General features: G+C 41.7%; 21 protein-coding genes. All 21 read left to right on the top strand.

Annotated features, from left to right (window positions below):
* The first annotated feature begins 29 nt into the window (after positions 1-29).
* The 21 genes from CSV74_RS01445 (at position 30) to trmFO (ending at position 21,344) form a co-directional block, all read left to right on the top strand.
* On the top strand, positions 30-269 hold the full coding sequence (locus tag CSV74_RS01445; RefSeq protein WP_029052326.1) for an acyl carrier protein: 240 nt from the start codon (positions 30-32) through the stop codon (positions 267-269).
* Between the two features lie 106 nt (positions 270-375).
* Positions 376-1,143: a ribonuclease III gene (gene rnc, locus CSV74_RS01450; RefSeq protein ID WP_029052325.1), complete on the top strand. Its 768-nt coding sequence runs from the start codon at positions 376-378 to the stop codon at positions 1,141-1,143.
* 2 nt (positions 1,144-1,145) lie between these two features.
* Positions 1,146-4,703: a chromosome segregation protein SMC gene (gene smc / locus CSV74_RS01455; RefSeq protein WP_158231726.1), complete on the top strand. Its 3,558-nt coding sequence runs from the start codon at positions 1,146-1,148 to the stop codon at positions 4,701-4,703.
* A gap of 12 nt (positions 4,704-4,715) precedes the next feature.
* The gene (gene ftsY, locus CSV74_RS01460; protein WP_099690328.1) at positions 4,716-5,738 is read left to right on the top strand and encodes a signal recognition particle-docking protein FtsY; all 1,023 of its coding nucleotides are present in this window, start codon (positions 4,716-4,718) and stop codon (positions 5,736-5,738) included.
* Positions 5,739-5,801: 63 nt separating this feature from the next.
* Entirely contained in the window at positions 5,802-6,128 is a 327-nt protein-coding gene (locus tag CSV74_RS01465; protein ID WP_037561306.1) for a putative DNA-binding protein, read from the top strand.
* 12 nt (positions 6,129-6,140) lie between these two features.
* Entirely contained in the window at positions 6,141-7,496 is a 1,356-nt protein-coding gene (ffh, locus tag CSV74_RS01470; RefSeq protein WP_099690329.1) for a signal recognition particle protein, read from the top strand.
* 92 nt (positions 7,497-7,588) lie between these two features.
* Positions 7,589-7,861 (top strand): 30S ribosomal protein S16, encoded by a 273-nt coding sequence (rpsP, locus tag CSV74_RS01475; RefSeq protein ID WP_029052320.1) that lies wholly within the window; start codon positions 7,589-7,591, stop codon positions 7,859-7,861.
* Positions 7,862-7,876: 15 nt separating this feature from the next.
* The gene (locus tag CSV74_RS01480) at positions 7,877-8,110 is read left to right on the top strand and encodes a KH domain-containing protein (protein ID WP_099690330.1); all 234 of its coding nucleotides are present in this window, start codon (positions 7,877-7,879) and stop codon (positions 8,108-8,110) included.
* Positions 8,111-8,185: 75 nt separating this feature from the next.
* Entirely contained in the window at positions 8,186-8,701 is a 516-nt protein-coding gene (gene rimM / locus CSV74_RS01485) for a ribosome maturation factor RimM (protein ID WP_099690331.1), read from the top strand.
* Positions 8,701-9,438, top strand: coding sequence for a tRNA (guanosine(37)-N1)-methyltransferase TrmD (gene trmD / locus CSV74_RS01490; RefSeq protein ID WP_099690564.1), 738 nt, complete (start codon positions 8,701-8,703; stop codon positions 9,436-9,438). The genes rimM and trmD overlap by 1 nt, the downstream gene beginning before the upstream one ends.
* A gap of 126 nt (positions 9,439-9,564) precedes the next feature.
* Positions 9,565-9,909 carry a 50S ribosomal protein L19 gene (rplS, locus tag CSV74_RS01495; protein WP_085133217.1) on the top strand — a complete coding sequence of 115 codons (345 nt, stop codon included), beginning with the start codon at positions 9,565-9,567 and terminating at the stop codon, positions 9,907-9,909.
* Positions 9,910-10,012: 103 nt separating this feature from the next.
* Positions 10,013-10,579 carry a signal peptidase I gene (lepB, locus tag CSV74_RS01500; RefSeq protein ID WP_029052315.1) on the top strand — a complete coding sequence of 189 codons (567 nt, stop codon included), beginning with the start codon at positions 10,013-10,015 and terminating at the stop codon, positions 10,577-10,579.
* An 18-nt stretch (positions 10,580-10,597) separates the two neighbouring features.
* Positions 10,598-11,452: a ribosome biogenesis GTPase YlqF gene (ylqF, locus tag CSV74_RS01505; RefSeq protein WP_029052314.1), complete on the top strand. Its 855-nt coding sequence runs from the start codon at positions 10,598-10,600 to the stop codon at positions 11,450-11,452.
* A 115-nt stretch (positions 11,453-11,567) separates the two neighbouring features.
* A complete protein-coding gene (locus CSV74_RS01510) occupies positions 11,568-12,341 on the top strand; it encodes a ribonuclease HII (protein ID WP_099690332.1) in 774 nt (257 codons plus the stop codon).
* Positions 12,338-14,338, top strand: a complete 2,001-nt coding sequence (locus tag CSV74_RS01515) for a hypothetical protein (protein WP_099690333.1) — start codon at positions 12,338-12,340, stop codon at positions 14,336-14,338. The genes CSV74_RS01510 and CSV74_RS01515 overlap by 4 nt, the downstream gene beginning before the upstream one ends.
* A complete protein-coding gene (locus CSV74_RS01520; RefSeq protein WP_029052311.1) occupies positions 14,335-14,622 on the top strand; it encodes an EscU/YscU/HrcU family type III secretion system export apparatus switch protein in 288 nt (95 codons plus the stop codon). The genes CSV74_RS01515 and CSV74_RS01520 overlap by 4 nt, the downstream gene beginning before the upstream one ends.
* 134 nt (positions 14,623-14,756) lie before the next feature.
* Complete coding sequence (sucC, locus tag CSV74_RS01525) at positions 14,757-15,917, top strand: ADP-forming succinate--CoA ligase subunit beta (RefSeq protein WP_029052310.1); 1,161 nt, start codon at positions 14,757-14,759, stop codon at positions 15,915-15,917.
* 18 nt (positions 15,918-15,935) lie between these two features.
* Positions 15,936-16,838 carry a succinate--CoA ligase subunit alpha gene (gene sucD, locus CSV74_RS01530; protein ID WP_029052309.1) on the top strand — a complete coding sequence of 301 codons (903 nt, stop codon included), beginning with the start codon at positions 15,936-15,938 and terminating at the stop codon, positions 16,836-16,838.
* A gap of 73 nt (positions 16,839-16,911) precedes the next feature.
* Positions 16,912-17,790, top strand: a complete 879-nt coding sequence (gene dprA / locus CSV74_RS01535; protein WP_099690334.1) for a DNA-processing protein DprA — start codon at positions 16,912-16,914, stop codon at positions 17,788-17,790.
* Positions 17,791-17,915: 125 nt separating this feature from the next.
* Entirely contained in the window at positions 17,916-19,991 is a 2,076-nt protein-coding gene (gene topA / locus CSV74_RS01540) for a type I DNA topoisomerase (RefSeq protein ID WP_099690335.1), read from the top strand.
* A gap of 42 nt (positions 19,992-20,033) precedes the next feature.
* Complete coding sequence (gene trmFO / locus CSV74_RS01545; RefSeq protein WP_099690336.1) at positions 20,034-21,344, top strand: FADH(2)-oxidizing methylenetetrahydrofolate--tRNA-(uracil(54)-C(5))-methyltransferase TrmFO; 1,311 nt, start codon at positions 20,034-20,036, stop codon at positions 21,342-21,344.
* The last annotated feature ends 39 nt before the right edge of the window (positions 21,345-21,383 follow it).

Genomic DNA, 21,383 nt, shown 5'->3' on the forward strand with positions numbered 1-21,383 from the left:
GACTATGGCCTTGAGAGGAGGTGACTATGTTGTCAACAGTACTTGAGCGTGTAACAAAAGTAGTTGTCGACCGTCTAGGCGTCGATGAAAGCGAAGTAAAACCTGAAGCTTCTTTCCGTGAGGATCTTGGAGCTGATTCACTAGATGTAGTAGAACTTGTTATGGAATTTGAAGATGAGTTTGAAACGGAAATTTCTGATGACGATGCAGAGAAAATTGCAACTGTCGGAGATGCAGTAACGTACATTACAGAAAAAGTAGGCGAATGACCTTTTTGGTGAGACACTTTCTTCCTTTCATCTGAAAAGGAGAAAGCGTCTCTTTTCGCTTTACAAGTGTGTACAGACTATTAATAGATGAGAGGCAGAGTAGTTTATGAAAAATAAAAGAACTTCGAAAGAAACCGCATCACACCCTACATTGCCACAAGCTGTACGCGAGAAATTTACCAAGCTCCAGCAAGAATTAGGTGTTCAATTCCAGGATGAGAATTTATTGTATAATGCATTTACCCATTCATCCTATGTCAATGAACATCGCCGAAAGAAATTTTCTGATAATGAACGATTGGAATTCCTTGGAGACGCTGTATTGGAACTTGGGGTATCTAAATTTTTATTCCGTACAGAACCGGCAAAAAGCGAAGGGGAACTGACGAAACTTCGTGCAGCGATTGTTTGTGAGCCATCACTTGTTAAGTTTTCGAATGAATTGAACTTTGGAGATTATATTCTTCTGGGCAAGGGTGAAGAACTAACTGGCGGAAGAATGCGTCCTGCATTACTGGCGGATGTATTTGAAGCGTATATCGGTGCGCTCTACTTGGATCAGGGCATGGAAGTCGTTGAAGAGTTTCTAAAACGAATCGTTTTTCCGAAAATTAGTATCGGAGCTTTTTCGCATGTGACAGATTATAAGAGTCGTCTGCAAGAATTGGTGCAGCAAAAAAATAACGGACCCCTTCAATATGAAGTCATTGAAGAAAAAGGTCCTGCACATGCGAAAAAGTTTGTTACCGTAGTCAATCTCAATGAACAACAACTTGGAAAAGGAATCGGCAAATCCAAGAAAGAAGCGGAACAGGAAGCTGCCCGTCGTGCAATAGAGCATTTATTGATGCAGACAACTGAAGGGGAGAACTAATCGTGTTTTTGAAAAGGCTGGAAATCGCAGGCTTTAAATCTTTCGCGGAAAAGATTCATGTTGATTTCGTACCAGGAGTAACGGCCATCGTAGGACCTAACGGAAGCGGAAAAAGTAATATTATCGATGCGATTCGCTGGGTGCTCGGTGAACAATCCGCAAAATCATTGCGCGGTAGTAAAATGGAAGACGTTATTTTTGCAGGTAGTGATTCCCGCAAAGCGGTTAATTTTGCAGAAGTCACACTCATATTGGATAATACACAAAATCTGTTTCCGCTTGATTACACTGAAATCAGTGTAACTAGAAGGGTTTTTCGATCCGGAGACAGTGCGTATCTACTAAACGGTCAGACTTGCAGGTTAAAAGACATCACCACGCTATTTATGGATTCAGGATTGGGGAAAGAGGCCTTCTCCATTATTTCGCAAGGTCGGGTTGATGAAATATTGAATAGTCGTGCTGATGAAAGACGCAATGTCTTTGACGAAGCAGCAGGTGTATTGAAGTATAAAACACATAAACTGCAAGCAGAGCATAAATTATTTGAGACGACCGATAATTTGGATCGTGTACTGGATATATTAAAAGAAATCGATGATCGACTCGTTCCTCTTGAAAAAGAAGCAGGTTTGGCTCGTAAAGCTTCTGATCTACGTTTAGAACTTCGGGATGCTGATGTTCGTTTACTCCATCATGACGCGTCCGCTTTACAACAGCAGATTTCTGAAAAAGCGGCTGTTGTGAAAAGTGATGAAACAGAATTGCGAAAGACTTCCGAGGCCCTCACACAATATGAACAGGAACTGGATCTTGACAAGAAAGTCCTTAAGAAAGCAGAGTTTCAACTGGATGAATTTCAAAACGAATTGATTAAACAGACAGCAGAAGCTGAAAAGTGGGAAGGCAGAAGATTACTGTCCGTTGAAAAGACTCGTAATACGAAGCAGCAAGTAGAGCGTATTAAGCACGAGTTGCATACTGCAGAACAAACACAACGAATAGCTAAAGACAAACTTAGTACCATGCAGATGAAGCAGAAAACTGCACAGCATGAACTTGAAGAAGTTACGCAAGAAAGTAAGCAAGTCACGGCCATGTTAAACAGTTCATTAAAAGAAACCGAACAGCAAATTGAACAGTTGAAATCCGTCTATATTGAGCGTCTCAATGAAGAGGCGACTGTACGTAGTGAAATCAAGCATGTAGAGGAGCGACTCCAAGGAGAAAAGTCTTCCACAGAAAAGATTACGGTTCAGACTACTTTGCTTTCCGAACGCAAACAACAACTTGCGAAAGAACAACAGGAAAAGATTGAGCAAAAAAATACTGTTCAGCAACAGCTTGACGAGCTGGAGAAGTCAGCTAGAGCTTGTCATCAACAATTAACAGAAGAAGAGGAACGTCTATCTACCCAACAGCAGTTTCTGCAAAAAGCATTGCGTAAACAATCCGAAATGCAAGGAAGACTTCGTGCTCTAGAAAGTCTTGAAAAGGACTTTTCGGGGTTCTATTCAGGTGTCAAAGAAGTACTTCATGCAAAGCAACAACAACGAATTCAGGGGATCGAAGGAGCTGTAGTGGAACTCATTACGACGGAGCCGGCCTATACAAAAGCGATTGAAACCGCACTCGGTGGTGCCATGCAACATATCATTACCACGACTGAGCGTGATGCAAGAAAGGCCATCGGTTATTTGAAAACGAAAAATTTCGGTCGAGCTACGTTTCTTCCTATGGATATTTTGAAGCCGCGTGAACTTCCTATGAATAGCCGGCAAGTACTCACGCAACAACAAGGTTTCATCGGTACAGCATTTGAACTCATTCAAACATCTCCGGCATATGAGTCGGTAGCTAAAAACTTATTGGGTCAGACGATTATCGCTAGTGATTTAGAAGCCGCATCAGGTTTAGCGAAATCAATAGGACATCGCTATCGCATAGTGACGCTTGACGGGGATATAATAAATGCAGGCGGTTCATTGACAGGTGGCGGTGCGAAAGGCCAGTCCACGCTGTTTTCACGTAAGGCTGAGCTAGAGACTCTTGCAAATCAATTACAACAAATGGATGAATCTATTCAACAGGCTACTGCACAAACGTCTGAAACACGTAGTCTCGTTGGTGCGAGTTTACATCTTCGTGATCAATTGCGCGTAAAGTTAGAAGAAAACCAACAGAAAAAGTCTCTTATTCAGTCATCTCTACAGGAGACTGAAATGGAAATGCGTTCCGTTGAAATGGAAATATCCACAATTGAAATTGGACGTACAGATACAGCTTCTGCCGAAAAGCAGTTATCGACTAAAAAACAAGAGTTACAAACTCGTCATGAAGCATTGAAAAATGAACTTCAAGAGACGTTGGAAAAGCTGGAAAGTTTAGAAAGACTAGTAGAGAACCGGCGCGAAGAACAACAGTCTCTGCAGAAGAGATTGCATGACTTACAACAAAAAAGCGCTGTATTGAAAGAGCAAAATGCCTACCATTCAAGCAGTATGTTGGAAACGGTCACTCAATTAGATGAGTTGGAGCTGACAATAAGCCAGTTGCAAGAAGAACAGCAATATGTGCAGGAATTTGTAATCGGCAAGGAATTAACACCTGAAGAAATAGAGAAGCAAAGTCAACAAGCGAATGAGGCAAAACAAAAGTTGCAAAAAACGATCGAGACGGAAAAAGCTAAGCGTGTTCAACAAGCTAAACGTGTTCACGATCATGAACAGCGTATAAAAATAATCAGGCAACAAGTAGGCACTATTTCTGAGCGCTTGAACACAATGAGGATTCAGTTATCCAGACTCGAAACACAGTATGAAACGGTTAGAGATCGTTTGGATGAAGAGTACGGCTTGCGTCCGAATGAATTACAGATTGAGGCATTGGATATTCCACTACTTCGCAAAACCGTGGAAGATTGTAAGCAACAACTAGCCACGATAGGACCTGTCAATCCGAATGCGATTCAAGAATTTCAAGAAGTATCAGAGCGTCATGAATTTTTACAATCACAGCGTAATGATTTGATCGAAGCTAAAAATACATTACAAGAAGCTATGGCAGAAATGGATCAGGAAATGAAGAGTCGCTTCGAGACGACATTTGAAGCGATTCGCAGTCATTTTCGTCGTGTGTTTAAGGATATGTTCGGTGGTGGGGAAGCAGATCTCGTTTTAACGGATCCAAACAACTTACTTACTACTGGAATTGATATTATGGCACGACCTCCCGGGAAGAAACTGCAGAATTTACGTCTGTTATCTGGCGGGGAACGTGCATTAACGGTTATTTCCTTGCTGTTCTCTATTTTAGAAGTTCGTCCTGTGCCATTCTGCATTCTCGATGAAGTGGAAGCAGCACTGGATGAAGCGAATGTAGTACGATATAGTAATTATTTGAGGAAAGTTTCGGATCAGACACAATTCATTGTGATCACACATCGAAAAGGCACGATGGAAGGTGCGGACGTCCTATATGGGATTACGATGCAGGAATCAGGTGTCTCGAAATTACTTTCTGTTAAACTATCTGAAGTGCCAGAAGAAATCAGTAGCTAAGGAGTGGAATGAATGTCTTTCTTTAAGAAAATAAAAAATAAAATATCAGGAACAAACGAAGCGGTAGCAGAGAAGTTCAAAGATGGACTGACGAAGACACGCGACTCATTTACATCGAAAGTCAACGATTTGGTATTTAGATTCCGCGTTGTCGATGAAGAATTCTTCGAAGAATTGGAAGAATTATTACTTCAAGCAGACGTCGGATTCGAAACGGTTATGGAATTGATCGATTTACTGAAAGAAGAAGTGCAACGCAAAAACATTAAAGACACTACGGGCATGCAATCGTTGATTTCTGAAAAGCTGGTAGAAATTTACAATTCAGGTGAAGAAGTTTCTAGTGAATTGAATATCGTAGAAGGTAGACTGAACGTAATTTTGATGGTCGGTGTGAACGGTGTGGGGAAAACCACAACGATCGGTAAAATGGCTGCCCGCCTTAAAAAAGAAGGAAAAACCGTTATGCTGGCTGCCGGAGATACATTCCGCGCAGGTGCCATTGAACAACTTGTTGTCTGGGGAGAGCGTACGGATGTAGAGGTCGTTCGTCAGGCGGAAGGTTCGGATCCGGCTGCAGTTATTTTTGATGCTGTGAAAGCAGCTAAAAAGCGTAATGTGGATGTTTTAATCTGTGATACAGCAGGTCGCTTGCAAAATAAAGTGAACTTGATGAATGAGCTAGAAAAAGTACATCGCGTCATTGGCCGTGAAATTGAAGACGCTCCTCACGAAGTATTATTAGCGTTGGATGCGACGACTGGACAGAATGCATTAATTCAAGCGCAGACATTTAACGAAGTAACGAATGTCACAGGGATTGTATTGACGAAACTAGATGGAACAGCGAAAGGCGGTATTGTGCTAGCGATTCGTAATAAGCTCGATATTCCGGTGAAATTTGTAGGTCTCGGTGAAGGCATCGATGATTTACAACCTTTCGATCCGGAGAAATATGTCTATGGATTATTTGCAAACGGATTGGAAATGGAAGAAGCTGAAGACGAGGAAAACGAAACTGCAGAAGACAAGTAAAAATACTTGACAGTAGTACAAGTGCACGATATTATATAATAGTGACTGAAGGAGGTCGTGATCTTGCTTGAAAAAACGACAAGAGTGAACTTCCTCTTTGATTTTTATCAATCATTATTAACTGACAAACAACGTTTATATATGCAATTATATTATTTGGATGATCTTTCTCTCGGTGAAATCGCTGAGCAGTATGGCGTATCGAGACAGGCTGTGTATGACAATGTGAAACGGACTGAGGCTATGCTCGAAGATTACGAGAAGAAACTCAATCTGTTTGAAAAGCATGAAGGTCGACTTGAAATTATAGAGCTGTTAGAAGAAATGGCTCCTAGTGAAAATTTTAATCGCTTCATGAAATTGCTACATACCTTAAAGGACTTTGAATAGGGGGGATTGTCTATGGCATTTGAAGGTCTAGCCGAACGCCTGCAAGGAACTATGAATAAAATTACAGGCAAAGGTAAAATTAACGAAGCTGACGTAAAAGAAATGATGCGTGAAGTGCGTTTTGCACTAATCGAGGCAGACGTTAACTTGAAAGTCGTCAAACAATTTGTCAAGACGGTCAGCGAGCGCTCAGTGGGTCAGGACGTAATGAAAAGTTTGACACCTGGTCAGCAAGTAGTGAAAATCGTAAAAGACGAATTAACAAATCTGATGGGTGGAGAACAAAATCCTATTCAGTTCGCACGTAAATCGCCTACGGTCATCATGATGGTAGGTTTGCAGGGTGCTGGTAAAACGACAACCACTGGTAAATTAGCCACGGTTCTACGTAAAAAACATAATAAAAAACCTTTGCTTGTGGCAGCGGATGTATATCGCCCAGCAGCGATCCAACAACTCGAAACGTTAGGTAAACAGATTACGGTACCTGTATTTTCTGTGGGAACCGATCAATCACCTGTTGAAATTGCCAAACAAGCAATGGAAGAGGCGGAACGTGAGCATAATGACGTTGTAATTATTGATACCGCGGGTCGACTCCATGTGGATGAAGCACTTATGCAGGAATTGAAAGATATTCGTGAGCTGACTAATCCTGATGAAGTATTCCTCGTAGTGGATGCAATGACAGGTCAAGATGCAGTCAATGTTGCGAAGAGTTTCGATGATACGATTGGAATCACCGGCGTCATTTTGACAAAACTTGATGGGGATACACGTGGTGGTGCGGCATTATCTATTCGTACCGTTACTGAGAAACCAATCAAATTTGTCGGTATGGGTGAGAAGATGGATGCGCTTGAACCATTCCATCCAGAACGTATGGCTTCACGGATTCTTGGCATGGGCGATGTCATGTCATTAATTGAAAAAGCGCAGGAAAACGTGGATGAAGATAAAGCGAAAGAGTTAGAGCAGAAATTGCGCACTCAAAGCTTTACACTTGATGATTTTCTTGATCAAATGCAACAAGTAAAGAAGATGGGACCACTCGACGAAATTTTGAAAATGATGCCGGGTGCGAACAAAATCAAAGGACTCGACAATGCCAAAGTGGATGAGAGTCAGATGGGTCGTGTGGAAGCAGTCATTTATTCTATGACGCTTGCTGAACGGGAAAACCCGGAAATTATTAATGCGAGCCGCAAAAAAAGAATTGCTGCGGGTTCTGGAACTTCTACCCAGGAAGTCAACCGTTTGCTGAAGCAGTTTGAGGAAATGAAGAAAATGGTTAAGCAAATGACCAACATGCAACAAAAAGGTAAGAAGAAAGGTAAAATGCCTGGTTTTGATGCGTTTTTCAAATAAAATAGAGGGTGTTAAGAAAAAACCCTTTACAAACAAATAAAAACTTGGTAATATACTATCTTGTGTGAAACTATTCGGAGGTGTAGATAATAATGGCAGTTAAAATTCGTCTAAAACGTATGGGAGCTAAGAGATCTCCTTTTTATCGTATTGTAGTAGCTGATGCACGTGCACCACGTGACGGCCGTCAAATCGATCAGGTTGGTACATACAACCCGCTTACAAAGCCAGCAACAGTTGAAATCAACGAAGAATTGGCTTTGAAATGGCTTCAAGATGGAGCTAAACCATCTGATACAGTTCGTAACTTGTTCTCAGAGCAAGGTATCATGGAAAAATTCCATAACGCTAAATACAGCAAGTAATTTGGAGGGGTGGACATGAAGCAGCTGATTGAAACAATTGTAAAACCGTTAGTCGATTACCCGGACGACGTGAACGTGTTATCTGAAGAACAGTCTCAACGAGTCGTTTATCAGTTATCAGTGAATGCGGAGGATATGGGTAAAGTGATCGGGAAGCAAGGTCGTGTGGCAAAAGCGATCCGTACGATTGTTTACTCAGCAGCAGGCAGCCACCACGACAAAAAAGTGTATTTGGATATCTTGGATTGATCCAAAAGGAAGGAGCCCCGGTTCCTTCCTTTTTTGCACGTATAAATACTTTTATTCATAAACGGAGGCGAAATAATGGAATGGTTTAATGTAGGCACGATTGTGAATACGCATGGTATAAAAGGTGAAGTTCGTGTGATGTCCAAAACAGATTTCCCGGATGAACGATATGAAGTGGGAAGTGAGCTCGCGATCTTCATGCCGAAAAGCAAAGCACCTACGTTTGTGAAAGTGATTAGTCATCGTAAGCATAAAAACTTTGATTTACTTATGTTCGAAGGCTACCCAAATATCAATGACGTCGAGAAGTTCCGCGACGGCGTAATCAAGGTATCGGAGAAAGAATTGACAGAACTCGGGGAAAATGAATTTTATTATCATGAAATCATTGGCTGCCGCGTGATGACAGAAACAGGTGAAGAAATCGGCACGGTTACAGAAATTATAGAAACAGGTGCCAATGATGTGTGGGAGGTAATGCCTGCTGAAGGTAAGCCGCATTATATCCCGTATATTGAAGATGTTGTAAAAGATATCGATATTGACGAACAAATCATCAAAATTGAATTAATGGACGGATTGCTTTCATGATGAAAATCGACGTTCTCTCTTTGTTTCCGGAAATGTTTGAAGGTGTACTTCATTCTTCTATCATGAAAAAAGCACAAGAACAACAAGCTGCATCGTTTAAAGTCACGGATTTTCGTGACTACTCAACAAACAAACATAAAAAAGTAGATGATTACCCATACGGGGGCGGAGCGGGAATGGTATTAAAACCCGAACCTCTCTTTGCGGCAGTAGAAGCCGTCACTAAAACAAGTAGTAGTAAGCCTCGCGTGATCTTAATGTGTCCGCAAGGCGAACGATTCACGCAGAGGAAAGCAGAAGAACTTGCGAAAGAGCAACATCTAGTTTTCATCTGTGGTCATTATGAAGGATATGATGAGAGAATACGTGAACATTTGGTTACGGATGAAATCTCACTCGGTGACTTTGTATTGACGGGTGGGGAAGTGGCTTCGATGGCCATCATTGATAGTGTAGTACGGTTACTCCCTGACGTTCTAGGTAACAACCAGTCGGCTGTCCACGACTCGTTTTCAACGGGAATACTGGAACATCCACAATACACTCGCCCAGCAACTTTCAACGGCCTTGAAGTGCCTCCTGTGCTGTTGTCGGGCAATCATGCCGAGATTGAAAAGTGGAGAGAAGAGCAAGCCTTCCTTCGAACGGCACAACGACGTCCCGAATTATTACAAGAAGCACCATTAACAGATCATCAAAAAGAACTTTATCAGCAATGGGTACAAAAAAGAGACTAAATTTGCTTGATTCGTTAACTAGCCTGTGCTATGATTTATAAAGCGCTTTTTAAGAGCGCCTATTTTACTGTTGTTCCGCTGCAAAGCAAAACGTGCAAGAGCATCAGAAAAGAAGGAGAGAAAAACATGCAAAAACTAATTGCAGATATTACAAAAGATCAGTTACGCACTGAACACCCTTCATTCCGTCCTGGCGATACACTTCGCTTGCACGTGAAGATCATTGAGGGAACTCGTGAGCGTATCCAGTTATTCGAAGGTATTGTTATCAAACGTCGCGGTGGCGGGATCAGCGAAACTTTCACTGTACGTAAAATTTCAAACGGTGTTGGCGTAGAGCGTACATTCCCATTACACACACCTAAGCTAGCTCAAATTGAAGTAACTCGTCGCGGTAAAGTTCGTCGTGCGAAGCTGTACTACCTACGTAAACTACGTGGTAAAGCAGCACGTATTAAAGAACTCCGCTAATAAGATAAACAGAAACGAAGGGGGCCTTGTACTTGGCCTCCTTTCTTTTTGCTCAGAAAGACAATTGGCTGTACAATAATACCAGACAGGGCAGGAGGCTAGATTGATGGAAGAGAAAAAAACGAGAAGTGAAGGATTAGAATGGATTAAAGCATTGTTAATAGCGTTTGGATTAGCCGCCATTATTCGTATCTTTTTATTCACGCCAATCGTCGTTGACGGTATTTCCATGATGCCAACGTTGGAACATGGAGACCGCATGATCGTGAATAAAATCGGTTATACGATTGGTGAACCACATCGTTTTGATATTGTAGTATTCCATGCACCTGAGCAGAAAGATTATATTAAACGTGTAATTGGTCTGCCGGGAGATACAGTGGAGTATAGAGATGATGTACTTTATGTAAATGATGAACCATATGAAGAGCCGTACCTCGATCAATACAAATCGGAAGTGCAGGATGGTACGCTGACGGAAGATTTCACACTGCAGGATGTGCCGCAAATCGAGGCGGAAACAGTGCCTGAAGATCACATATTTGTAATGGGTGATAACCGTCGGAAAAGTAAAGATTCTAGACATATTGGTGCAGTATCAATCGATGAAGTCATCGGCAGTACCAGTGTGGTATTCTGGCCGATTAAAGACTTCGGTCTTGTGAAATAACGAAAGGAGACGATTCGAATGGCTATTCAATGGTTTCCGGGCCATATGGCGAAAGCGAGACGAGAAGTCTCAGAAAAACTAAAGTTAGTGGATATAGTATTCGAGTTAATTGATGCTAGACTGCCGCTTTCATCACGTAATCCTATGATAGACGAAGTTACACAGCAGAAACCGAGATTGCTTATTTTGAATAAGATGGACTTAGCGGATGAAGTGCAAACTAAACGTTGGATTGCCTATTTTGAACAGCAAGGTTTACGCACTGTTGCGATCAACTCATTTGAAGGTAAAGGTATCCAAACAGTTACCAAAGCTGCTAAAGAAATCTTGCAGCCAAAATTTGACCGCATGAAGCAGCGAGGAATACGTCCTGGAGCAATCCGAGCAATGATTGTCGGCATTCCTAACGTCGGAAAATCTACGCTGATTAACCGATTAGCGAAGAAAAACATCGCGAAAACAGGAAACAAGCCTGGTGTAACCAAAGCGCAACAATGGATTAAATTCGGGAAAGAACTGGAGCTTTTGGATACACCAGGAGTACTGTGGCCGAAGTTTGAAGACCAGCGAGTAGGTTATAAGTTGGCGTTAACAGGTGCAATCAAGGACTCCATATTGAATATGGAGGAGCTCGCAGTATATGGACTTCAGTTTTTAGAGACGCATTATCCTGAAAGATTGGCACAGCGCTATGAAATGACAACAGTGGGTGATAATATTCAATCATTGTTCGATAAAATCGGCGAACGTCGAAAAGTATATACTGTAGGCGGAGAAATTGACTATGATAAAGTAGCAGAAATGATCGTACAAGATATCCGCGACCAGCAAGTAGGCAAATTAACATTCGATTTCCCAGAAGAATTCGAATGACTAGACGCAACGGTTTGGAACTCTGTTTCCGAACCGTTGCTTTTTTGTCGAAAAAATCATGTAGGAACCGATATAATACATAGACAATCATATTTCAGATGGACAGGTGAAGAAATTGACAACGATCCAGCAAATAAAAGATCAATTACTAGAGTTACAAGAACCAAATGAGTGGCTTACGGAACTGGAAGCTGACACTAGAAAAGGTGTCCAACAAGCGATTAATCAATGGCGTGCTCGATATGATAAAAAACAAGCACTTATTCAAGAATTTCAAAAGAAAATAGCTTTTGATAATTCATATGGATCCTCACGGGTTTTATTGGTGGCGGGAATTGACGAAGCGGGAAGAGGGCCTTTGGCGGGGCCGGTAGTTACAGCTGCGGTTATACTACCTGATGATTGCTCTGCCCTTATCGGACTGGACGATTCGAAAAAAGTATCTAAAGAGAAAAGGCAAGCATTTGCTCGACTGATTAAAGAACAGGCTATGGCGTACGCAATACATGTGCAGCCTGCTAAAGTAATAGATGAATTGAATATATACCAAGCAACAAAGCAGTCGATGGAGATGGCTATAAGTGAACTGAAGATAGCGCCACATGCAGTTTTAGCAGATGCAATGAATCTGCACACGGCGTGCCCGTGTTACTCCATCGTAAAAGGTGATGAAAAAAGTTTATCTATCGCAGCTGCCTCTATATTAGCTAAAACAACTCGTGATGCGCTAATGAATGATTTGCATGAGGAATTTCCTTGGTATGCATTTAATGAGAATGCGGGATATGGAACAGCGAAACATTTACAAGGACTTGAAACGCATGGATTTTGTGAACATCATCGCAAATCATTCGAGCCGATCAAAACGATGTGGAGGAATCGACAATGAATTTAAATTCATTATCCGCTTCATCTGCAAGAGCTACTGAAACTCAACCGCTTTCACTTAAAGAAGGACAGATGATACACGGAAAGATCACGCAATTATTTCCTGGTCAAATGGCGCAAGTACAAATCGGGAATCAGCAGTTGTATGCAAAATTGGAAGTGCCTATGCAGGCAGGAGATAATTATTACTTCAAGGTCAACGGTACTGAACCTGAATTACAGTTACAAGTCATTTCCGGTCCAGTGCGTGGAGGAGAAGGCCAGTCAGCTCAACTGACCCAGTTAATGGAGTCATTAAATTTACCTAAAACAAAAGAAATGAAAGATGTACTCGCGACAATTATCAAGCAAAGAATTCCTATGACATTAGAAAATATGCTTGAAGCTGTCAATCTACTGAAAACGTTGCCCGAGGGAATGAAAGCAGAGGCGCTAGCAACGCTTGGAAAAATCGCTGAAGCAAGGCTACCTTTCACGCCCGCTATATTTCAATCGCTTCTACAAGCTCAGACGGGCACGATTGCGCAACAATTCACAACGTTACTAGCTGCCATCCAAAGTGAGCCTAACCTGCCTCCAGCGGTGCGTGAACAGCTTCTGGTGACGATGCAAGCTCTGTCTTCCCCTTTAAGCCAAGTGGTAGGGAAGGAACTGCTTAATCAAAGTGTATCCCAATTACTTAATCCGCAAGCTAGTCAAGCAGATCGGTTAGTAGCGCTGCAGTTATTAAAAAATGCCGATATACTGCCAGCTCGAACATCGTTGGCCAACTTGCCTCAAGTATTGGCTGAGCAGATTACAAAAGTGGATACGCTACCTGCAAATGTTACTAGCAACATGACGCATCAAACAGACGCCAGTAAGGCTATACAGTCTTTAGTAAGTCAATTGAGTCAGACGCCTGTTGCAAATCAACAAACAATAAAAGCTGTTGTGCAAAATATTACGCAGCAATTACCCAATACAACACTTCCGGAACCTGTAAAAAACGCGTTGCAAACTGTGATTAATCAGATAACCCAACAACCGATGACAGATCGTGCTAAAGCTACTGTCGTTGAACAATTTAGTAAAGTATTTACGCAAGTTACTGCAACACAAGCAACTGCGCTGTCAGCACTCCCTCACACAGCGCTAGTTGACCAACTTAATCAGATATGGGTACAACAAGCGAACAGGCAGGAAACAGCTGATCTGGCATTGCAACAACAAACTGTTATGAAGGAAGTACAACAGTCAGTATCTTCGCTATTAGTACCACATGATAAAGCAAATGAGGCAATTCGTGTATTAATGCAAACGGCTGAAAAGTCAGATAATAGTCAAGTGAAACAACTAATTCAGACGGCTGAAGCTCAAGTATCACAGACGATAAATGGAGCTGTCATGAAAGAAGCTATAAAACATGTATTCAGTACATTAGGTGTGAATTACGAAGCCATGCTCTTAGGAAAAGAGCCTGATGTAGCCAATTTGGCGAGCGCATTAAAACCTCAATTGCTAGCCATGCTACAAGATCCATCGCTTTCACCGACACTGCGTGATGCCGCGGAGACAATGGTGCTTCGCATGAATGGAACCCTACTCCAATCAGGTGAGACAGGCACGCAACAACAGCTGATCATGCAACTGCCAATTGAAATGTTTGGTAAGAATATCGATGCTACGTTGCAATGGAATAGCCGCATGAAAGAAGATGGAAAAATAGATCCGGCTTTTGCACGGATATTATTTTATTTAGAATTGGAATCACTGTCGACAACATTAGTTGATATGCATGTGCAAAATAAAGTGGTAAATTTGACGATTTTTAATGATGAACCTTCCTTGAAAACAAACGGACCAACTTTTCAAGATGTATTAAAAGAAGGCCTCGAAGGAGTAGGTTACAAACTATCAGGAGTTATGTTTAAAGCATTCACAGCAAAACAGCAAAACAGCAAAAAAACAGCTGGCACCTTCCAATCGGATGAGGGAGGAGTAGATTACAGAATATGAAAAAAGAACAACGTTTCACAAGAAAAGAAGCCGTTGCACTGTCCTACGACCCTGAAGTATCAGATGCCCCGAAAGTAATAGCCAAAGGGAAAGGGAAAATCGCTGAAAATATTCTTGAGCGAGCGCAAGAACATGCTATTCCTGTGCAGGAAGATCCAAGTCTGCTGGAATTACTTGGTCAATTAAATGTCAACGAAACGATACCTGAAGAACTATACCAAGCCGTATCGGAAGTGTTCGCTTATATATATCGTTTAGATCGTGAAAAAAGTAGTATGAAATAAGAGTGCTTTTAAATTGTTGGAAATTAAAGAATTTTGTTTTACAATAGCGATTCATGGACAATGTGTGACGGTTTGATTACAATAAAGCAGTAGTTGAACTTCAAGCAATTGTAAATCGAATGGAGGCAGTACGTATGAACATCCATGAATATCAAGGGAAGCAGCTATTGAGAGATTATGGAGTGGCTGTTTCGAAAGGCCGTGTCGCATTTTCACCGAAAGAAGCAATGACAATCGCGAAGGAAATCGGTACAGAGCCTATTGTGGTAAAAGCGCAAATACATGCGGGTGGACGTGGTAAAGCAGGCGGAGTCAAGATTGTGAAAACGCTTGATGAAGTACGTTCAGTAGCAGCTGATTTAATCGGTACGCAACTTGTAACACACCAGACCGGTCCTAAAGGACAAGAAGTGAAACGTCTTCTTGTTGAAGAAGGGATCGATATCGAAAAAGAATTCTATATTGGCCTTGTCGTTGACCGGGCAACAGATCGTGTAACATTGATGGGTTCAGCTGAAGGTGGCGTGGAAATCGAAGAAGTGGCAGAACATAGCCCTGAAAAGATTTTCTATGAAGTAATAGATCCGGTAGTTGGTTTGGTTCCTTTCCAAGCACGTCGTATGGCGTTCAATATGGAGATTCCAAGCAATCTTATCAATAAAGCCGTAAGCTTTTTCTTAGGTTTATATAAAGTATTCAGTGAAAAAGATGCATCAATCGTTGAAATTAATCCGCTTGTCGTAACAAAAGATGATCGTGTACTTGCATTGGACGCGAAATTCAACTTTGACGATAACGCTACATTCCGTCATAAAGACATTATGGAATTACGTGACTATGATGAAGAGGATCCGAAAGAAATTGAAGCATCCAAGCATGACTTGAGCTATATTTCTCTAGACGGAAATATCGGTTGCATGGTAAATGGAGCCGGTTTAGCGATGGCGACAATGGACACAATTCATTTCTATGGCGGAGAACCCGCTAACTTCTTGGATGTTGGGGGCGGCGCAAAGAAAGAAAAAGTAGCAGCTGCTTTCAAGATTATTTTATCTGATCCAAAAGTAAAAGGTATTTTTGTTAATATCTTTGGTGGAATCATGAAATGTGACGTAATTGCTGAAGGTGTAATTGAAGCTGCTAAAGAAGTAGGGCTTCAAGTACCACTTGTCGTACGTCTTGAAGGAACGAATGTAGAACGCGGGAAAGCCTTGCTGAAAGAATCCGGCATCAATATTGTAGCAGCGGATTCCATGGCAGAAGGCGCGGAAAAAATCGTCGAGTTGATAGGATAAGAAAGGCAGGTACAAATCATGAGTATTTATGTAAATAAAGATACAAAAGTCATTGTACAAGGAATTACAGGTTCCACTGCCCTGTTCCATACACAGCAAATGTTGGAATATGGTACGAAAATTGTCGCTGGCGTAACGCCTGGTAAAGGCGGTCAGACAGTGGAAGGCGTGCCGGTATTTGACACTGTGGAAGAAGCAGTTAAGGAAACAGGCGCAACTGTTTCCATTATCTATGTTCCTGCACCATTTGCAGCGGATGCAATTATGGAAGGCGTAGATGCTGAACTGGAAATGACGATCTGTATTACAGAGCATATTCCTGTTCTAGATATGATTAAAGTAAAGCGTTATATGGAGGGCAAAAATACTCGTTTGATCGGTCCAAACTGTCCAGGTGTCATCACTGCAGATGAGACGAAGATCGGTATTATGCCAGGCTATATTCATACAAAAGGGCATGTGGGCGTAGTTTCTCGTTCAGGTACACTAACATATGAAGCGGTTCATCAGTTGACACAAGAAGGAATTGGTCAAACTACGGCTGTCGGAATTGGTGGAGACCCGGTAAACGGCACGAACTTTATCGATGTCTTGAAAGCATTCAATGAAGATCCAGAGACATATGCAGTAGTCATGATCGGTGAGATTGGTGGTACTGCAGAAGAAGAAGCAGCCACTTGGATTAAAGAAAATATGACGAAGCCTGTAGTTGGCTTTATCGGAGGTCAAACTGCACCCGAAGGTAAGCGTATGGGACACGCAGGCGCTATAATTTCCGGAGGTAAAGGTACAGCTGCTGATAAAATCGAAGCTCTACAAGCAGCGGACGTTCAAGTTGCAGAGACACCTTCTGTCATAGGTGAAACATTAATCAAAGTCCTGAAAGAAAAAGGACTATACGAGAAATGTAAAACGAAGTAAACTGAAAGGAGTAGCTTAATTGCTGCTCCTTTTTTCGTGCTCATGCTTGTAGTGTCGAACAGAGGAGAGTTCGATGCTATATACTAATCAGCAACTACATTTACTGAACATACATTATATCCATCCAGTACCCTTTAATCGTTTTATGAATCTATTACAAGAGAACCCTTCATTAGAAGATTTGCACTCTTACTCCGCTCTTCAATGGTCACATATTTTTAATTTACCTGCAGAAAAAATGGAACAGTTTCCAGTGAAATATCAAGAAATTTCATGTCTTCCTATAGTGGAAATGCTGAGAAAAAACGATTGTATCCCTATTACTTATTTTCATTCAAATTACCCGGAAGAATTAAAACAATTATGTGATCCGCCTGCTGTTCTTTATACTAAAGGCAATAATCTTTTATTAAAAAAACGTCCGCGGGTTGGAATAATTGGTTCCCGTAAAGCTACGAACTATTCCAAAAAGGCGTTGGAATTTATTGTGCCACCACTGGTCGATCATCATATCCCAATTGTCTCAGGCTTAGCAGATGGAGCAGACACGATGGCACATCAAGCTGCTATCAAGTATGGCGGGGAGACAATTGGCGTTTTAGGTCATGGATTTTCTCATATGTATCCGAAAAAGAATCAAAAAATTGCTGAAGAAATTGCGGAAAATCATTTACTTGTGACAGAGTATCCACCATACTTTGCACCTGCCAAATGGACATTTCCTATGCGCAATCGGATTATCAGTGGCTTGTCCAATGCGCTAGTCATTACAGAGTCTGTCGAAAGAAGTGGAACGATGAGTACGGTAGAGCATGCTCTTGACCATGGAAAAGAAATATTTGCAGTACCTGGCTCCATAGATTCTGCTCTATCAGCGGGTCCAAATAAGCTATTGGATGAAGGGGCTAAGCCGTTGTGGAGTGGTTATCAGATTATTGATTCTTTACTATAAATCGGCCTATCCTCTTTTTGGCAGATGTTTAAAAGGTTGCATTATCTTGAAAACTGTTATACATTTTGCAACAGATATTCTTTTGCTGAATAAATATAAAGAAATCTCTCTGAGGAGGGAACGATATGGCAGATTACTTAGTAATAGTGGAATCGCCTGCTAAAGCGAAAACGATTGAACGTTACTTAGGAAAGAAGTATAAAGTTAGTGCATCACTTGGTCATTTACGTGATTTACCCCGAAGTCAAATGGGTGTAGATACCGAAAATAATTATGAACCGAAGTATATTACGATCCGAGGAAAAGGACCAATTCTTCAAGATTTAAAAAAAGAAGCAAAAAAAGCAAAGAAAATTTTTCTTGCAGCTGACCCGGATCGCGAAGGGGAAGCAATAGCTTGGCATTTATCACATCAATTAGGTGTAGATATCGAAACTGATTGCCGCGTGGTCTTCAATGAAATTACAAAAGAAGCAATAAAGGAATCATTTAAACATCCTCGTCCTATTAACATGGATTTAGTGGACGCGCAGCAAGCGAGAAGGATCTTGGATAGATTAGTAGGCTATAACATTAGCCCGATCCTGTGGAAGAAAGTAAAGAAAGGTCTATCCGCAGGGCGTGTGCAATCCGTTGCTTTACGTTTGATCATTGATCGGGAAAATGAAATCAATGCATTTGAACCAGAAGAGTACTGGTCCATTACTTCACAGTTCACTAAAGATGACAAAACTTTTGAAGCGCAATTTTATGGCGATGCTGCAGAAAAAGTGAAACTGACGAATGAAGAGCAAGTGGAGAAAATCGTCAATTCAATAAAGCCAGACGAGTTTGAAGTATCAAAAGTAGTGAAAAAAGAACGTAAACGTAATCCGGCGTTGCCGTTCACAACATCATCCCTTCAGCAAGAGGCGGCACGTAAGCTGAATTTCCGTGCGAGGAAAACGATGATGCTTGCACAACAATTATATGAAGGAATTGCGATCGGAAAAGAAGGTACAGTTGGTTTGATTACTTATATGCGTACCGACTCGACGAGAATCTCTGATACCGCAAAAGAAGAAGTGAGATCTTTCATTCACACGATGTACGGTGAAGAATTCATTTCAACTAGTACGAAGAAGACCAAAGCTAAAGCAAAGACACAGGATGCACACGAAGCAGTGAGGCCGACATCTGCTATGCGACCACCCGATGCGATGAAAGCGTTCTTAACAAGAGACCAACATCGTCTATATAAATTGATTTGGGAACGTCTTGTTGCAAGTCAAATGGCACCAGCTGTTTTGGATACTGTCACTGCTGATTTCTTAAATGGAGATATCCGTTTCAGAGCATCAGGATCTCAAGTGAAATTCCCAGGGTTTATGAAAGTTTATATCGAAGGCAATGATGATCAACAAGAAGAAAAAGAGAATATTCTACCACCTCTTGAAGAGGGCGAGCGTATTAAATACGCAGAGGTGGATCCGAAACAGCACTTCACACAACCGCCACCAAGATATTCGGAGGCGCGTTTAGTGAAGACACTCGAGGAGTTGGGAATAGGAAGACCTTCTACGTACGCACCAACACTTGATACCATTCAAAAGCGTGGCTATGTCACACTGGATGCCAAACGGTTTATTCCAACAGAACTTGGAGGCATCGTCCATCAAGCGGTGAATCAATACTTCCCTGATATCATTGATATCGAATTTACGAGACAGATGGAACAGCGTCTCGACCATGTAGAAGAAGGCACGATTGAATGGCGTACAGTAATCGATGATTTCTATCGCGATTTCGAAAAGCACGTAGAAGTAGCCGATGCCGAAATGGAAAAGATTGAAATCAAAGATGAACCAGCAGGTGAAGATTGTGAGAAATGTGAATCTCCGATGGTCTATAAAATGGGGCGCTACGGAAAATTCATGGCTTGCTCCAACTTCCCAGACTGTCGTAATACGAAGGCCATTATCAAACCAATCGGTGTGAAATGTCCAAAGTGTAAAGAAGGCGAAGTTGTCGAGCGTAAGAGTAAGACGAAGAGAATCTTCTTCGGTTGTGATCAATATCCAGAATGTGACTATGTTTCATGGGATAAACCGATCTCAAGACCATGTCCGAAATGTCAGCACACAATGGTTGAAAAACGCCTGAAAAAAGGTGTTCAAATCCAATGTACTGAATGTGATTATAAAGAAGAACCACAAGGCTAGTACTTGAATGTAATTAAACATAATGAGAAAGAGGTAGTTGTAATGACGCAAATTGTAAATGTGATCGGAGCAGGGTTAGCTGGAAGTGAGGCTGCTTGGCAATTAGCTAATAGGGGTGTTCAAGTAAAACTATTTGAAATGCGTCCTGTGAAGCAAACCCCCGCCCATCATACTGATAAATTTGCGGAGTTAGTATGTAGCAACTCGTTACGTGCCAATAACCTGACGAATGCAGTTGGTGTGATCAAAGAAGAGATGCGTCAATTAAATTCATTGATTATCCAAGCCGCGGATGATTGCGCGGTACCTGCTGGCGGTGCGCTTGCAGTAGATCGTCACGAATTCGCAGGCAACGTCACTGAAAAAGTCCGGAATCATCCGAATATAGAAGTGATCAATGAAGAAGTAGTGAAAGTGCCGGAAGGAATTACGGTAATTGCCTCTGGTCCACTCACATCTCCAGTATTAGCCGAGGAAATACGGCAGCTGACTGGTGAAGATTATTTATACTTCTATGACGCGGCAGCTCCCATCGTAGAAGCTGATTCCATTGATATGGATAAAGTTTATTTGAAGTCACGCTATGATAAAGGTGATGCGGCATATTTAAATTGCCCCATGAACAACGAGGAATTCGAACGATTTTATGAAGCCTTAACCTCAGCTGAAGTTGCTCCTTTAAAGGATTTTGAAAAAGAACTTTACTTTGAAGGGTGTATGCCGATTGAAGAAATGGCGAAGCGCGGTGTGAAAACGATGTTATTCGGTCCGTTAAAACCGGTTGGACTTGAAGATCCGAAGACAGGAAAAGAGCCAAAAGCGGTTATACAATTACGACAGGATAACGCAGCGGGCACATTATACAACCTGGTAGGATTTCAGACACATCTAAAATGGGGAGCACAAAAAGAAGTATTGAAACTGATACCAGGATTGGAAAATGTGGATATCGTGCGCTATGGTGTGATGCATCGTAATACATTTATCAACTCACCTAGAGTATTGAACTGCACATATCAACTTAAATCACAGCCGACCATTCTTTTTGCGGGACAAGTAACAGGTGTAGAAGGCTATGTTGAATCAGCAGGGTCAGGATTGATTGCGGGTATTAATGCAGCACAATTGGCAAAAGGCGAGAAGCCGGTCCGTTTTCCAAGAGAAACAGCTCTTGGCAGCATGGCACGTTATATCACAGAGGCTGATCCAAATAACTTCCAGCCGATTAACATCAATTTCGGATTATTCCCTGAGCTGAATAGGCGATATAGAACAAAAGCGGAACGAGCAAACAAACATGCGACACGCGCATTGGATGCTTTACAAGAATTTAAATCAACGACAAACATATGACAGAAATCGGACTGAAGATCGAACTCCATCTAATCGGAG

The organism is Sporosarcina sp. P19, from assembly GCF_002743165.1.
In the GTDB taxonomy this organism is placed as follows: Bacteria; Bacillota; Bacilli; order Bacillales_A; family Planococcaceae; genus Sporosarcina; species Sporosarcina ureae.

Excerpts from the sequence above, each read along its gene's own strand:
- rnc (WP_029052325.1), top strand. The coding sequence starts at position 376 with ATGAAAAATAAAAGAACTTCGAAAGAAACCGCATCACACCCTACATTG.
- ftsY (WP_099690328.1), top strand. The coding sequence starts at position 4,716 with ATGTCTTTCTTTAAGAAAATAAAAAATAAAATATCAGGAACAAACGAA.
- ffh (WP_099690329.1), top strand. The coding sequence starts at position 6,141 with ATGGCATTTGAAGGTCTAGCCGAACGCCTGCAAGGAACTATGAATAAA.
- rpsP (WP_029052320.1), top strand. The coding sequence starts at position 7,589 with ATGGCAGTTAAAATTCGTCTAAAACGTATGGGAGCTAAGAGATCTCCT.
- CSV74_RS01480 (WP_099690330.1), top strand. The coding sequence starts at position 7,877 with ATGAAGCAGCTGATTGAAACAATTGTAAAACCGTTAGTCGATTACCCG.
- rimM (WP_099690331.1), top strand. The coding sequence starts at position 8,186 with ATGGAATGGTTTAATGTAGGCACGATTGTGAATACGCATGGTATAAAA.
- trmD (WP_099690564.1), top strand. The coding sequence starts at position 8,701 with ATGAAAATCGACGTTCTCTCTTTGTTTCCGGAAATGTTTGAAGGTGTA.
- rplS (WP_085133217.1), top strand. The coding sequence starts at position 9,565 with ATGCAAAAACTAATTGCAGATATTACAAAAGATCAGTTACGCACTGAA.
- ylqF (WP_029052314.1), top strand. The coding sequence starts at position 10,598 with ATGGCTATTCAATGGTTTCCGGGCCATATGGCGAAAGCGAGACGAGAA.
- CSV74_RS01515 (WP_099690333.1), top strand. The coding sequence starts at position 12,338 with ATGAATTTAAATTCATTATCCGCTTCATCTGCAAGAGCTACTGAAACT.
- CSV74_RS01520 (WP_029052311.1), top strand. The coding sequence starts at position 14,335 with ATGAAAAAAGAACAACGTTTCACAAGAAAAGAAGCCGTTGCACTGTCC.
- sucC (WP_029052310.1), top strand. The coding sequence starts at position 14,757 with ATGAACATCCATGAATATCAAGGGAAGCAGCTATTGAGAGATTATGGA.
- sucD (WP_029052309.1), top strand. The coding sequence starts at position 15,936 with ATGAGTATTTATGTAAATAAAGATACAAAAGTCATTGTACAAGGAATT.
- dprA (WP_099690334.1), top strand. The coding sequence starts at position 16,912 with ATGCTATATACTAATCAGCAACTACATTTACTGAACATACATTATATC.
- topA (WP_099690335.1), top strand. The coding sequence starts at position 17,916 with ATGGCAGATTACTTAGTAATAGTGGAATCGCCTGCTAAAGCGAAAACG.
- trmFO (WP_099690336.1), top strand. The coding sequence starts at position 20,034 with ATGACGCAAATTGTAAATGTGATCGGAGCAGGGTTAGCTGGAAGTGAG.